The 14,607-nt window shown below is 63.6% G+C and carries 9 protein-coding genes, 1 pseudogene and 1 riboswitch; of the genes and pseudogenes, 7 read left to right on the top strand and 3 right to left on the bottom strand.

What is annotated here, in order from left to right:
• Positions 1 to 297: 297 nt before the first annotated feature.
• A riboswitch (cobalamin riboswitch) is annotated at positions 298 to 498 on the top strand.
• A 104-nt stretch (positions 499 to 602) separates the two neighbouring features.
• Positions 603 to 1,847, top strand: coding sequence for an aromatic ring-hydroxylating oxygenase subunit alpha (locus OKW20_RS02780; RefSeq protein WP_429170054.1), 1,245 nt, complete (start codon positions 603 to 605; stop codon positions 1,845 to 1,847).
• Position 1,848: 1 nt separating this feature from the next.
• On the top strand, positions 1,849 to 2,943 hold the full coding sequence (locus OKW20_RS02775) for a 2Fe-2S iron-sulfur cluster-binding protein (RefSeq protein ID WP_429170052.1): 1,095 nt from the start codon (positions 1,849 to 1,851) through the stop codon (positions 2,941 to 2,943).
• A 221-nt stretch (positions 2,944 to 3,164) separates the two neighbouring features.
• On the opposite strand, the pseudogene OKW20_RS02770 reads toward OKW20_RS02775, so the two are convergent.
• Positions 3,165 to 4,202, bottom strand: a pseudogene (locus OKW20_RS02770) (glycoside hydrolase family 25 protein); the annotation flags it as partial.
• A 373-nt stretch (positions 4,203 to 4,575) separates the two neighbouring features.
• Here OKW20_RS02770 and OKW20_RS02765 point away from each other — a divergent pair.
• Positions 4,576 to 5,028 carry a BA14K family protein gene (locus tag OKW20_RS02765; protein WP_429170050.1) on the top strand — a complete coding sequence of 151 codons (453 nt, stop codon included), beginning with the start codon at positions 4,576 to 4,578 and terminating at the stop codon, positions 5,026 to 5,028.
• A 132-nt stretch (positions 5,029 to 5,160) separates the two neighbouring features.
• Here the strand turns inward: OKW20_RS02765 and OKW20_RS02760 are convergent, their stop codons facing one another.
• Complete coding sequence (locus OKW20_RS02760) at positions 5,161 to 5,595, bottom strand: VOC family protein (protein ID WP_429170048.1); 435 nt, start codon at positions 5,593 to 5,595, stop codon at positions 5,161 to 5,163.
• Between the two features lie 75 nt (positions 5,596 to 5,670).
• Positions 5,671 to 6,660 (bottom strand): transporter, encoded by a 990-nt coding sequence (locus tag OKW20_RS02755; RefSeq protein WP_429170046.1) that lies wholly within the window; start codon positions 6,658 to 6,660, stop codon positions 5,671 to 5,673.
• 286 nt (positions 6,661 to 6,946) lie between these two features.
• On the opposite strand from OKW20_RS02755, the gene OKW20_RS02750 reads away from it, so the two are divergent.
• From OKW20_RS02750 to OKW20_RS02735, 4 genes are all read left to right on the top strand, one after another.
• Complete coding sequence (locus OKW20_RS02750) at positions 6,947 to 8,728, top strand: acyl-CoA dehydrogenase (protein ID WP_429170044.1); 1,782 nt, start codon at positions 6,947 to 6,949, stop codon at positions 8,726 to 8,728.
• A gap of 11 nt (positions 8,729 to 8,739) precedes the next feature.
• Complete coding sequence (locus OKW20_RS02745; protein WP_429170042.1) at positions 8,740 to 9,492, top strand: crotonase/enoyl-CoA hydratase family protein; 753 nt, start codon at positions 8,740 to 8,742, stop codon at positions 9,490 to 9,492.
• Positions 9,493 to 9,870: 378 nt separating this feature from the next.
• Positions 9,871 to 11,949, top strand: a complete 2,079-nt coding sequence (gene mcpU, locus OKW20_RS02740; RefSeq protein WP_429171127.1) for a methyl-accepting chemotaxis protein McpU — start codon at positions 9,871 to 9,873, stop codon at positions 11,947 to 11,949.
• A gap of 329 nt (positions 11,950 to 12,278) precedes the next feature.
• Positions 12,279 to 14,453 carry a methyl-accepting chemotaxis protein gene (locus tag OKW20_RS02735; protein WP_429170040.1) on the top strand — a complete coding sequence of 725 codons (2,175 nt, stop codon included), beginning with the start codon at positions 12,279 to 12,281 and terminating at the stop codon, positions 14,451 to 14,453.
• Positions 14,454 to 14,607: the final 154 nt, after the last annotated feature.

Raw genomic sequence — 14,607 nt, 5'->3', positions numbered from 1 at the left:
CCTGCCTGCAGGACCTCTCTCGTCCGCCGGCTAGGCTAGCGGCTCATGGTTAATGAATGATTGCCTCCTGGCTGCATCATGAGCGTTCCCTATCTGACGGGATGTCGCAAACGGGCGAAGCTTTCCCGCGTCTGCGCCGCCCGCGCCGCAAAAGGCGGCAAATGCCCAAGACGTGGGCTATCTATATGTTTATAGTGTAAAAAATCTATGACAGGCACCGGTGATGGCGGTTTTTCCCGTGTCGTCATTCTGGAATTGGATGTCGCTATCCGGCAGCTGCCAGGGCGGTTTCCGCGATTACATATCCTTACTCAAGGTGCCGTCTTCGAAGAGAAGTCGGAGAATTGGGAAGCCGGTCAAATCCCGGCGCTGCCCCCGCAACGGTGGTGGAGCGAAAGCCTCGGCAAAGGCCACTGGACGGTTCGTCCGGGAAGGCGCCGGGCTGGTCCGAAAGGACGGCTCCTGAGCCCGGAAACCAGCCTTGACGGACATAACCGTAACAGGTTGCGGCGGGCAGCCGGATCGGAGCCTTAGACGCATGGGCGTGCGCCCGTGCGGGTTCCTGTCCTGCCTCTCCGAAACATGGCGCATGAGGACAGGACATGGACACCAGAAACGATATGCTGCGAAAGCTGAAGGGTCGACGCGACGGCTACAGCCTCGATCGGGCCTTCTACATCGATCCCGACTACTATCGGCAGGATCTGGAAAACATCTGGTACAAGGATTGGCTGTTCATCGGCCATGACTGCGAGATCCCGCGGGCCGGCAATTACTTCACCGTCCAGGTCGGCGACTTTCCCGTCGTCATCACCCGTGACCGCCAGGGCACGATCCGCGCCTTGCACAATTCCTGCCGCCACCGCGGCTCCCGCGTCTGCACGCAACAGAAGGGCTCGTCGGCAAAACTCGTCTGTCCCTATCACCAATGGACCTACGAGCTCGACGGTTCGCTGCTGTTCGCCCGACAGATGGGCGAGGATTTCGACAAGGCCGCCCACAGCCTGAAACCGATCCACTGCGAAACGGTCGGCGGCTACATCTTCATCAATCTTTCGGAGAACCCTGCGGACTTCGCGGCATTTCGCGAACTGGTCACGCCCTATCTCGCGCCGCACCGCCTCGGCGAAACCAAGGTCGCCTTCGAAAGCACGATCATCGAAAAGGGCAACTGGAAGCTCGTCTGGGAGAACAACCGCGAGTGCTACCATTGCGCCGCCAATCATCCAGAACTCTGCCGCACCTATCCGGAAGCCCCGACCGCGACCGGGGTGCAGGGCGCCAAGGATGATCCCGTGATCGCCGAACATTGGGCGAAATGCGAGGCCGAAGGCTTGCCGAGCGAATTCAGGATGTCGCCGACCGGCCAGTTCCGCGCCGCCCGCATGCCGCTTGTCGACAATGCCGAAAGCTACACCATGTCGGGCGCGCGCGCCGTCAGGCGGGCTTTGTCGGCCGATGTTTCCCAGAGCCAGATCGGCACGCTTCTGATGTTCCATTACCCGACCACCTGGAACCATGTGCTTGCCGACCACGCCATCACCTTCCGCGTACTGCCGCTCGGGCCTGAACTTACCCAGGTGACGACGAAGTGGCTGGTCAACAAGGATGCGGTCGAAGGCATCGATTACAATCTCGAAGAACTGACGCATGTCTGGACCGAGACCAACGATCAGGATCGCCAGATCGTCGAGGAGAATGCCTTCGGCATCCGCTCGCCGGCCTATGAGCCCGGTCCCTATTCGCCCGAGCACGAAGGCGGCGTGATGCAGTTCGTCGAGTGGTACTGCAAGTTCATGGAGCAGCGCCTTGCCGGCGACGCGGCTCCGCTTTCAAGGGTCGCCTGACATGCAGATGGCCTCCTCGTTTCACCATTTCGACGCGCTGCATGTCTGGATCGACCGGCAGCAGATGCTCGAATGCACATCGGCGGTGGTCGAGACCGCCGATGTCATGACCTTCACCTTCCGGGCGGAAAAGCCCGCCTGGTTCCGCTATCTGCCCGGGCAGTTCGTAACGCTCGAACTGCCGGTCGCCGACGAGCCGGTCATGCGCACCTACACGCTGTCGTCGACGCCGTCGCGGCCGCTTTCAATCGCGGTCACGGTGAAGGCGCAGGCCGACAGCATCGGCACCCGCTGGATGTTCGACCATCTGAAGCCGGGCATGAAGCTCCGGGCCTTCGGTCCGCTCGGCGATTTCAGCTTCGTGCGCCATCCCGGCGACAAGTACCTGTTCATCTCGGCGGGTTCTGGCGTCACGCCGATGATGTCGATGACGCGCTGGATGGCGGACTGCGTGCCGGAGACGGATGTGACCTTCATCTCCTGCGCGCGTCGTCCGGAGGATCTGCTGTTCCGCTCGGAGCTGGAGGTTCTGGCGACGCAGATGTCCGGGCTGAACCTCGGCTTCATCGTCGAGGGGCATGAGGCCCGTCACGGCTGGCACGGGCTTCGCGGCCGCATCGATGGCGCCAAGCTGCCATTACTCGCTCCGGATTTCATGGAGCGTACTGTGTTCTGTTGCGGCCCAGAGCCCTTCATGCGCGGCGTGCGGGAGGTGCTGAAATCGGCCGGTTTCGACATGGGCCGCTATCACGAGGAGAGCTTCCAGCCGGCGGCGGCACCCGCCGCGGAAGAGATTGCCGTGCGCGCCGGCGGTGGCGACGACAGCGAGGTCCAGGCCGCCAAGATCGCCTTCACCATGAGCGGCAAGGAGGTCGAGGCCAAGCCCGGCCAGACGATCCTGCAGGCGGCGCGCGCCAATGGGGTGCGCATCGGCGCTGCCTGCGAAGGCGGCATCTGCGGCACCTGCCGGGTGATGAAGGTCGCGGGCGAGGTCGAGATGAACCACAATGGCGGCATTCTCGACGACGAGATCGACGAGGGCTACATCCTCGCCTGCTGCTCGCGACCACTTGGCGACGTCCAGATCGAAGCTTGAGGGCGTCAATGCATGTCGCGAGAAGTGCGCCGCGGTCTTTCAGCAGCGACGTGCATAAAAGATGAGAGCTTAAAGCCTGGCGCGAGATCCTTTTTCACGCGACAGGCTTAGGGCGCGTTGCAGGGGATCGGATTGGCCGAAACGCTTGCCGGGGCGTCGGTGCCGGTCGTCGTTTTCGGGCATGCGCCCTGGGCAGCTTCATTGCCGGCAATCGCCACCTGCAGGGCGCGCTCTTGGCGGGCGAAATCGATCGAGCCGGTCACCATCATGTCGACGCCGCTGCCGACGCCGCTCGCAGCGTCGGCGCGGCTGACGAGCAGCGGCTCGCTAAAGATCGCAGTCGCCCGTGCGACCGCCTGCATGCCCGTTCCCCGCTCGGCTTGGGCGACGAGCATCAGCGGCAGCGGCTTTTCCGGCAGCAAGGCGCCTTGTGCCCAGATCGCTTTCAGCGCCGGCGGCGACATCGCCGCCACATTGACGTCGATGTCGTCAAGCGTTCCCGGCACGCGGTAGGGGCAGCGGCGCTTTCCGCAGTTGATGCCCGAGGAGAACTGCCACAGCGCGTAACTGTCCCAGTTGCCCATCGGGAAAACCTGGCGGATATCCGGCTTGTAGCGGGCGTACCAGAGCGGCAGACGCGACAGCAGCCGGTGCTCGGCCCGGTGCGCGGCGATGTATTTGGCGGTGATGTGGTTGGTGTAGAGGATCGGGTAGCGCCCGGTCCGGGTCTTGATGTGCCCGGCGAAGATGGCGGCGTCCTCGAGCGACATGTACTTGTCCGGGTCGATGCCTTCGAGATCGAGCACCATCAGTTCGTCGTCGCGCGGCTCGGCGTAGTCGAGGAAATGGTTTGCCTGGTCGACGGGGTTGCCCGGACGGGCGAGATGATAGGCGCCCCAGAGCAGTCCGTGCGAGCGGGCAATCATCCGGCGGGTCTGGTAGAGCTCGCGGCTGACGGCGTATTTGCGCCACATGGTCTTGCAGTGGTTGAAGGTGTCGCCGTTGTGGTCGCCGGTGCAGGAGAAGCTTTCGGGCAGGCCGTCGGAGGCCTTGGCGATGAAGCCGGAAATGCGCTTGTCGCCAAGCATCGTTTCCCAGTCGATGCTGTTCATCTCATAGGCGTCGACGATGATGGCGTTCGATTTGGTCTTCCAGGGCTCCAGTTCACCGGCGCGTGCGATCGCCGCCGCGAAAGCCAGACCGATGAAGGTCGCGAGGCGCAGAATCATCCCTGTCGTGGAGATACACCGCTTTGCCATTCTCTGAGATTGCCGACAGTATCGTTAACGCATCGTAAATCCCAGCCCCCGCGCGGACTGTGCGGGAGCGGCGCGCGAATGTATACCGACCTGCAGCTGTATATAAGCAATTGCTTTCATGGTCGCGGCAGGTGGTCGATGATGCGGCAAGGCGCGCCACGGCAACGGGTGTCGGCCGCGCGGGCTGATCCCAAAGGACGCGGAAGATGGAACAAAACCGGTGACTTATGCGTTATCGGTCGATTTCGGATTTCCCGGCTGAGGGACATCCCCGGATCGGCCTCGGTCGGGGTGAAATCATGGAAAAGGTTGAAATGTCGCGGCATCCCGAAGCCGGGGGCGCGCAACATGCTTTCGGTGATGGAGGGATTTGATGAAGAACGTGCTGAAGTCCGGGATGGGCCGGTGGTTTTCCGTGGTCGTTGCGGCGGCCGTGCTGGTGACGTCGGCTGCCCCGTCGCAGGCCTTCACGCCGACCCCGCCGCGCGTCGAGCGACAGAACGATGTGGTCAATGTCCAGTATCGCAGACCGGGCATGGAGCGTCGCGGCGGCTATTATTACTACAACGGCTACCGCGGTTATAACTACCGCCGTCCTGGCTATCGCTACTACAATGGCTGGTGGTATCCGATGGCAGCCTTCGGCACCGGCGTCATCATCGGCGGAGCGATTGCCCAGCCGCCGCGCTACACGCGTCCTGCCCCCGTTTATGGCAGCCGCCATGTGCAGTGGTGCTACGACCGCTACCGCTCATACCGGGCCTACGACAATACCTATCAGCCCTATGGCGGCCCGCGCCGCCAGTGCTATTCGCCCTACAGCTAAAGGGGAGGCAGGGCCGGGCGCTTCCGCTCCTGGCCCTTTTTCGCCTGGGATCACATGAGGCCGCCATAGCCGCGAGCGATGGGCCTGGCCGATGATCGGCGCTGTGCCTGGCGAGAACTTGTCCGGCAGTGGCTAAAGTTCTTGGGCAAGGCCGATGAGCAGGCCTTCGGGTCCACGTATGTAGCAGAGCCTGTAAGTGTCCCTGTACTGGACCACTTCGCCGACCAGTTGCGCACCGCGTTTGCGAAGCCGCTCAAGCGTCTCTTCGACGTCGTCGACGGCGAACATGACGCGAAGGTAGCCAAGCGCATTGACCGGAGCCGTGCGGTGATCGGCGACGACCGGCGGCGCGAGGAAGCGGGAAAGCTCAAGCCTGCTATGGCCATCCGGCGTGCGCATCATGGCAATTTCGACATGCTGATCGCCGAGCCCGGTAACACGCCCGGCCCATTCTCCTTCGATCTTCGCCCGTCCTTCGAGCTCAAGGCCAAGTTCACGAAAGAAATCGATCGTCTCTTCGAGGTCTTCGACGACGATGCCTATGTTGTCCATTCGCTTGAGCGCCATGCTTCCAATCTCCACGGTGTCGTTCTGGTTGCTCTCTTCAACACCGAACGCTTGGTGAGGGTTCCGAGCGGCGTCTCAGAGAATGCCGATCCGCCGGAGAATCCACCAGGCAAAGGCCATGGAGAGCGCGATGAACAGCGCTGCGTAAAGCGTGCCAGTGCCGTCGGCGAAGGGCAGTGCCCCGGTGTTCATGCCGAAGAAGCCGGTGACGAGCGTCGGCGGCAAGAGGAAGGCGGTCATCAGCGACAGGATGTAAAGATGCCGGTTGGTCTCCGAGGAGATCTTGCTGTCGATCTCTTCATGCAGCAGCCGTGCCCGCTCTTGCAGCGCAAAGACGTCGCGGTCGACCGCTTCCAGCCGGTCGGAAAGCCGCTCCGCTGCGTCGATGAAGCCCGGCGGCACCTCGTCCTCATCCGATGCGCCCGCACGCCGCAGCAAGGCGAGGATCGTGCGCAGGTGCCGATGCAGCCGCACCACGGTCCTGCGCAGCGGCGCAAGCCCCGGCTGCTGGCGATGCCCGGCCTCGCCATAGACATGGTCCTCGATGACGTTCAGGTCCTCGGTCAACTCCAGAACCAGCGAAATCAGCGTGCGCTGGAATTCGACGACGATCATCTCGAAGAGGTCGATCGGGCGTGCACATTTCGTGCTCTTCTCGACAGCCGCCTTGACCCGATCGATGCTGCGCAAAGGATGCAGGCGCGTGGTGATGATGATGCGGTCGCTCACGGCGAAATGCAGCCAGCCGATCGTCTTCGTCACCGCGTCGAAGGTGCGCTCGAAGTCGACGAGCGTGCCGTGCACGATATCGTCCGAAACGGTGATGGCGGCCTGTGTGTCGTGGCTCGTCAGCGTGGCGACCGCGAGCGGCGGCAGGTTGCCGATCCTCTCGATGAGCGCGGGCGTTCGCGCGTCCGAGAGCGCCAGATGAACCCACACCCATCCGTCGCCCCCAAGCAGGCTGTCGATCGAGGCGTCGGTGGCGATCCGCTGGCAGCGGCTTTCGCCCGGCACGAAACGATAGGCCCAGACGATGCCGGGTATTTCGGGGGAAATCAGGTTCATCTGAACGCCTTGTCCAGGGTGGGCCGTCTGTTCCGATCCATGGCTGGCAATGGAAGGGCAGAACATGCAGCCATTCAAAGTGCTACAGTGACCGCCGCGTCTTCGACAACGTGCGGCACTGTCTGTCTTGGCTTCTATGCGCCGTTGATGACAGTTTTGTTACAGGTGGCCGAAGCCCGACGCTCGGGATGCCGACGGCAATTGACGTTGACGTTTACGTAAAAATCAATAGTGTTCGGCGCACAAGGCAGCGCCCGGCGCGACCTGGCTATCTGGGAGGATCATCATGTACAAGGCACCCGTCGACGAGATCGCGTTCACGCTGAAGCACGTGGCCGGCATGGGCGATGCGCTGCAATCGGGCGCGTTGGGCGATCTCGGGGAAGACCTGGTCGATGCCATTCTTTCCGAGGCCGGCCGGTTCGCGACGGAGGAGGTGGCACCGCTTGGCGACATCGGCGACAAGCAGGGCTCGCGTCTTGTCGAAGGCAAGGTCGAGACCCCGGATGGCTGGCGCGACCTCTATCACAACTGGATCGCCGGCGGCTGGAATGGGCTGACGGCACCGGAAGAGTTCGGCGGCCAGAAGCTGCCGCACATGCTGCACGTCGCCGCCATGGAAATGTGGAACGCCGGCTCCATGGCCTTCGCACTTGGCCCGACGCTGACGATGGGCGCCGTCGAGGCGCTGGAAAAACACGGCTCCGATCAGCTCAAGGCCACCTATCTGCCGAAGATGGTTTCCGGCGAATGGACCGGCACGATGAACCTGACCGAGCCGCATGCCGGCTCCGACTTGGGTGTGTTGAAGACCCGTGCCGAGCGCCGCGACGACGGCACCTACCGCATCTTCGGCCAGAAGATCTTCATCACCTGGGGCGAACACGATTTCACCGACAACATCGTCCATCTGGTGCTGGCGCGCCTTCCGGACGCGCCGGCCGGCACCCGCGGCATCTCGCTGTTCCTCGTGCCGAAATTCCTGGTCAACGCGGATGGTTCGCTCGGCGAACGCAACGATCTCTTCTGCCATTCGCTCGAGCACAAGCTCGGCATCCATGGATCGCCCACCTGCACGATGATCTATGGCGACGGCAAGTTCGGGGCTGAAAAGGGCGCGATCGGCTATCTGATCGGCGAGGAGAACCGCGGCCTCGCCTGCATGTTCACGATGATGAACAACGCCCGCCTCGCGGTCGGCATGCAGGGTGTGGCCATCGCCGATGCCGCGACCCAAAAGGCGATCGCCTTTGCCAAGGAGCGCACCCAGGGCAAGGCGCCCGGATGGACGGGGCAGGGCATGAGCCCGATCATCGAGCATCCCGATGTCGCCCGCATGCTCCTGACGATGAAGGCGCTGACGCAGGGTTCCCGCGCGATCTCCTATGCCTGCGCCCACGCCGTCGACATGGGGCACGCGGCTGAAGGCGAGAAAGCGAAGTTCTGGCAGGAGCGCTCCAGCCTGCTGACGCCGATCGCCAAATCCTTCTCGACAGACGCCGGCGTCGATGTCGCCTCGATGGGCATCCAGGTCCATGGCGGCATGGGCTTCATCGAAGAAACCGGTGCCGCGCGCTACCTGCGCGACGCCCGCATCGCGCCGATCTACGAGGGTACCAACGGCATCCAGGCGATCGACCTCGTGACCCGCAAGCTGCCGCTCTCCGATGGTGGCCCCGTGCGCGGCTTCATTGCCGAATTGCGCGAGATCGCAGCGGCGGTTCGTGCCTCGAACCGTGACGGTTTCGGCGAGACGGCTGCGCGCCTCGATGCGGCGCTGGACGATCTTTCGGCTGCGACCGAGTGGCTGATTGCGGCGGTTGCCGGCGGCAAACTCGCAGAAGCGCTCGCCGGCGCCACCGCCTACCAGCGCCTCTTCGGCCTGGCGCTGACCGGCGCCTATCTCGCAAAGGGTGGTCTGGCGGAAGTGAGCGATGGCAAGGACGATCAGCGCATCGCGCTCTGCCGCTTCACCGCTGAAAACCTGCTGGCCGAGACTGCCGCGCTGAAGGACCGTGTCGTCAACGGCGCCGACAGCCTCGCCGTCGCCCGCGCCGTTCTGGCTTGAAAGGATCCATCATGACTGACCACGTGCTCATCGAACGGCCGGAAGCCCATCCCGGCGTCCAGGTGATCCGTTTCAACCGGCCGGAAAAGAAAAACGCCATCACCCGCGAGATGTACGCGAAGATGACCAATGCGCTGACGGTTGCGTCGAGTGACCCGGCCGTGCGCGCCACCGCCTTTCTCGGCACCGAGGGCTGCTTCTCGGCCGGCAACGACATGGCGGACTTCCTGGCCTTCGCCATGGGCGGCTCCATGGGCATGGAAGTCATCGAATTCCTGAAGGCGCTCGCGACCGCAACCAAGCCTGTCGTTTCGGGCGTCGATGGCCTGGCGATCGGCATCGGCACGACCATCCATCTCCATTGCGACCTGACTGTTGCCTCCGAGCGATCGCTGTTCAAGACACCTTTCGTCGATCTGGCGCTGGTGCCGGAGGCGGCCTCCAGCCTGATCGCGCCGCGCATCATGGGCCACCAGCGCGCCTTTGCTCTGCTTGCCGCCGGTGAGCCGCTCACCGCACGCGAGGCCGCCGACGCCGGGCTGATCTGGAAGATCGTCGGTCAGGATGCAGTCGAGAGCGAAACGCTGGCGCTCGCCGCCCGGCTCGCCAAAAAGCCGCCGGAAGCGCTTCGGATTGCCCGCGATCTCGTTCGTGGCGACCGCAGCGACGTGCTGGCCCGGATCGACGAGGAAGCAAAACACTTCGCAGCGCAACTGAAGAGCGCCGAAGCGCGCGCCGCCTTCGAGGCCTTCATGCGCCGCTGAACCAGCTTGGATTTCGTGAAGGACGAGACGGGTGCCGCTGTGCACCCGTTTTGCATTCGGGGGCAAGCTCCTACTCGCCCGGCGGTAAAGATCCCGTTGCCGCCGCTATCGCGAACTTGCATATATCAATTTTAATTTGTTCTTAAATACCGGTCGCTAGCGTCCTGCGCGATAGGCCTATCCTCTTTTCGGGATGGCCCCAGCCGCATGAAGCAGGGCTGGCCCCGCCTTCTGGCATGTTCAACGTTTTCCCGTCAGCCTCTGCGTGCCGTCTTTCTGACGGACGATGGATGCTGCGCGAAAATCATCAAGAGCTCATGTCCGGCGGTCGCCGCCGGCACCCATTGGGAGCCCACCTTGTCCAAGCGATCGAACCTCATGACGCGCATTCTCGTTGCCGCGTCCTGTGTCGTCGTCGGCGCCTTCGCCGGCTTTTCCGTATACATCGACAGCCTGCAGCGCGACACGACCACCAAGGCCGTCGAGGAGAACATTGCCTCCTCCGGCACCCAGGCTGCGCAGAGCGTCGCCAAGTGGCTTAACGGCCGCGTCACGTTGACGGCAATGGTTGCCGATGCCACCGGCAATGTCGCGGATGACGGCGCCGTCCAGCCGATCCTGAAGAACGATGTTCTCACCAGCGAATTCATGTCGACCTATGTCGGCAACGAGAGCGGCAAGTTCATCACCTGGCCCGACAATCCGATGCCGGCCGGCTACGACCCGCGCCAGCGCCCCTGGTACCAGCAGGCCGTCAAGGCTGACGCCCGCGTGCTGACCGAACCCTATGTCGACGCGTCCAGCGGCGCGCTGATCATCAGTGCGGCCGTCCCGGTCAAGCGCGACGGTAAGCTCTATGGCGTTGCCGCCAGCGACTTCTCGCTCGAAACCCTGGTGACCATGATCAAGGGCGTCGATGTCGGCGGCGAGGGCTTTGCCTTCCTCGCGAGCAAGGACGGCCAGATCCTCGTCCATCCCGATGCAAAGCTCGTCACCAAGTCGCTTGCCGATGCCTTCCCGATCGACACGCCGGCAATCGGCACCGGCATCATGAACACCGAGCTCGACGGCAAGCCGATGCTGGTGAGCTTCGTTCCGGTCCAGGGCCTGCCCTCGGTCGAATGGTATGTCGGCTTCGTTATCGACGCCGATGCCGCCTATTCGGCGATCGATCAGTTCCGCATTGCCGCGACCATCGCCACGATCCTTGCGGTCGGCGTGATGCTCGTCTTCCTCGCAACCTTCCTCAACCGCCTCGTCATCCGTCCGGTCACGGACATGACCGGCGCGATGGAAAAGCTCGCTTCGGGCAACCACAACGTCGAGATCCCCGGCGAAGAGCGGACCGACCAGATCGGCTCCATGGCCGCCGCCGTCGCCGTGTTCAAGGCTAATGCCGTCGAGCGTGCACGCCTTGAGAGCGAAGCGGATGCGAACCGCTCGCTGTCGGAGCGCGAACGTCTTGAGCGTGAGGCGCAGAAGGCGCGGGATGCGGCAGAGATCCAGCAGGCCGTTGATGGCCTCGCATCCGGCCTTGGCCGCCTTGCCGAAGGCGATCTCGCCTACCGCATCGACAACCCCTTCGCCGATCGTCTCGATCGCCTGCGCGCCGACTTCAACAACTCGGTCGCCAAGCTGCACGACACGCTCTGCGCCGTCGGCGCCAATGCCCGCGGCATCGATGCCGGCGCGACGGAGATCCGCTCGGCCGCCGACGATCTCGCCCGCCGCACCGAGCAGCAGGCAGCCTCGGTCGAGGAGACCGCCGCAGCGCTCGAAGAGATTACCACGACCGTCAAGGACTCGGCCCGCCGGGCCGAGGAAGTCGGCGCGCTCGTCGCCCGCACTCGCGCCGGGGCCGAGAAGTCCGGCGAGGTTGTGGCGAACGCCGTAGACGCGATGCACGCGATCGAGAAGTCCTCGGGCGAGATCTCCAACATCATCGGTGTCATCGATGACATCGCTTTCCAGACGAACTTGCTTGCGCTGAACGCCGGCGTCGAAGCGGCGCGGGCCGGTGAAGCCGGTAAGGGCTTTGCAGTCGTCGCCCAGGAAGTGCGTGAACTCGCGCAGCGCTCGGCCAATGCCGCCAAGGAAATCAAGGCGCTGATCACCACCTCGGGCAACCAGGTCAGGAACGGCGTGACGCTCGTCGGCGATACCGGAAAGGCGCTGCAGACGATCGTTTCCGAAGTGCAGGAGATCAACAAGCACGTGAGCGCGATCGTGACCGCGACGCGCGAACAGTCGACCGGACTTCAGGAGATCAACACGGCGGTCAACACCATGGACCAGGGCACGCAGCAGAACGCGGCGATGGTCGAGGAACAGACGGCCGCCAGCCATGGCCTCGCCTCCGAAGCCGCCTCGCTCAACGCGCTGCTCGCCCAGTTCAATCTTGGTGATACGCAGAGCGTATACGCATCGGCGACCAGCCACCGCCGCCGCGCAGCCTAGTCTTCGCCGACATTCGACAGCTAAAGGCCCGGGAGACCGGGCCTTTTCTTTGCGCACTGCATCAGGATTCTCGCTTTTCACTGCAGGATCGCGAGTCATCCCCTTGTTTCTTAAGCTTTGATAAAGCGGTCGCGCATACCGTTTCTTCGCCGCGAAATGACTTCGCCCGCACGTCGCCTCCAGCATTTATCATCGCGATGTGCTCCAGACACCTGTCCCAATGCTCAGCGTGCCCGTCACGCAATCGATGATTTGGCCGCGCACGACCGCAATGGCGGAGGCGCGAGGGGAGACATACGGTGATCCTAAAGACTGCAACGGCAAGAAACATGTTCGCCATCGTGATGACCGGCCTTCTGACCTCGATGGTCACCGCCGCCGTCGTCTTCTGGCTCTCCTATCAGCAATTGCGCGAGCGCAGCATCGCCGAGATGACCAATGCCGCATCCGCAAGCGCGCGCAGCGTCGAGACGAAGTTTGCCGAGGCGAAGACGCTCGCAAACAACATCCGCTCCGCGCTCTATGCGGTGAAGGGCACCGGCGAGCCCTCGCGCGCCGAAATCGAAACCCTGATGAAACGCTGGATCGTCGACAACCCGCTTGCCGTCGGCATGAGCACCGGCTGGGAGCCCAACGCCTTCGACGGCAAGGACGCCGAGTTCGTCGGCAAGCCCGGTCACGACGCGACCGGCCGCTTCGTTCCCTATATCGCCCGCTCCGGTGACAAGGTGATCCACGAGGCGCTGGCCGACTACGACAAGCCGGGCCCCGGCGACTACTACCAGATCCCGAAGAAGACCGGCCTCGACATGGTCACCGAGCCCTATGTCTACCCGATCAACGGCAAGGACGTGCTGATGACCTCGATCATGGTGCCGCTGAAGAAGGACGGCGCCTTCATCGGTGTCGTCGGCGTCGACATGGCACTCGGCGAACTGTCGACCGAGCTCGCCAAGCTGAAGCCCTTCGGCACCGGCTTCGTCTCGCTGCTCAGCAAGGACGGCAGCATCATCAGCCACCCCGATGCCAAGGTGCTCGGCAAGGTGCTGAAGGACACGCCGCTTGCGGGTGAGGGGTGGGGAGACCTCTTGAGCCACACCGGCCAGGCCTTCGCGCTGAAGCACACGGACGGCAGCGCGCATTTGGCCGTCGCCGTGCCGGTCAACCTGCTGCCCGACACGGAATGGTATGTCGTGGTCTCGGTTCCCGAAGCCACGGTCTTTGCCGGCCTTTCGCAGCTTGCGATGATCTCGATCGCCGTCATTGCCGTTGCCGCCGCGATCATGATCATCGTCGGCTGGACGCTGGCAAGCCGCTTCCGCAAGCGCGTCGCCAATGTCATCGGCGTCACCGGCCAGATCGCGGCCGGCGAGACCGACGTCGACCTGTCCGAGGCCGAGCGCAAGGACGAGATCGGCGATCTCGCCCGCTCCCTGCGGGTCCTGCGTGATGCGACGATCGCCAAGATGCAGCTCGAAAGCGAGGCGGATGCGAACCGTTCGCTGTCAGAGCGCGAGCGTCTGGAACGTGAAGCACAGAAGGCGCGCGATGCGGCCGAAATCCAGCAAGCGGTCAATGGTCTCGCGACGGGCCTTGGCCGTCTGGCCGAAGGCGATCTCGCCTACCGCATCGACAACCCCTTCGCCGATCGCCTCGACAGTCTCCGGGCCGACTTCAACAACTCGGTCGCCAAGCTGCATGATACGCTTTGCGCCGTCGGCGCCAACGCCCACGGCATCGACGCCGGCGCGACGGAAATCCGCTCGGCGGCCGACGATCTTGCCCGCCGCACCGAGCAGCAGGCAGCCTCGGTCGAAGAGACCGCCGCAGCGCTCGAAGAGATCACCACGACCGTCAAGGACTCCGCCCGCCGGGCTGAAGAGGTCGGCGCGCTCGTCGCCCGCACCCGTGCCGGGGCCGAGAAGTCCGGCGAGGTCGTCGCCAACGCCGTAGACGCGATGCACGCGATCGAGAAGTCCTCGGGCGAGATCTCCAACATCATCGGCGTCATCGACGATATCGCCTTCCAGACGAACTTGCTTGCGCTGAACGCCGGCGTCGAAGCGGCCCGTGCCGGGGAAGCGGGCAAGGGCTTTGCCGTCGTCGCCCAGGAAGTGCGTGAGCTTGCCCAGCGTTCGGCACAGGCCGCCAAGGAGATCAAGGCGCTGATCACCACCTCTGGCAACCAGGTGAGGAGCGGTGTGAGCTTGGTCGGCGAAACCGGCAAGGCGCTGGAGACGATCGTTGCCGAAGTGCAGGAGATCAACAGACATGTGAGCGCGATCGTCACGGCGACGCGTGAGCAATCGACCGGGCTTCAGGAGATCAACACGGCCGTCAACACCATGGACCAGGGTACCCAGCAGAACGCGGCAATGGTCGAGGAGCAGACGGCGGCAAGCCATGGTCTCGCGTCCGAAGCCGCCTCGCTCAACGCATTGCTTGCCCAGTTCAATCTGGGTGACGTTCAGATGCGTGGTGGTGGTCGTCGTCGCGCGGCCTGAGTACGAGTGGATCGACAGAACGTTGCAATAACAAGGTGATAGGGCGCTTGCCGTAAATCAAAATGGCAAGCGCTTCAAGCCTGACACGATAAAGGCCGGGGAAACCGGGCCTTTATCGTTGGTACGCCTCTTCTTCGTTCGCCGACGCCTCCAC

The organism is Ensifer sp. LBL, from assembly GCF_050435225.1.
GTDB lineage: Bacteria > Pseudomonadota > Alphaproteobacteria > Rhizobiales > Rhizobiaceae > Ensifer.
This window is presented reverse-complemented; position numbering and strand designations above follow the sequence as displayed.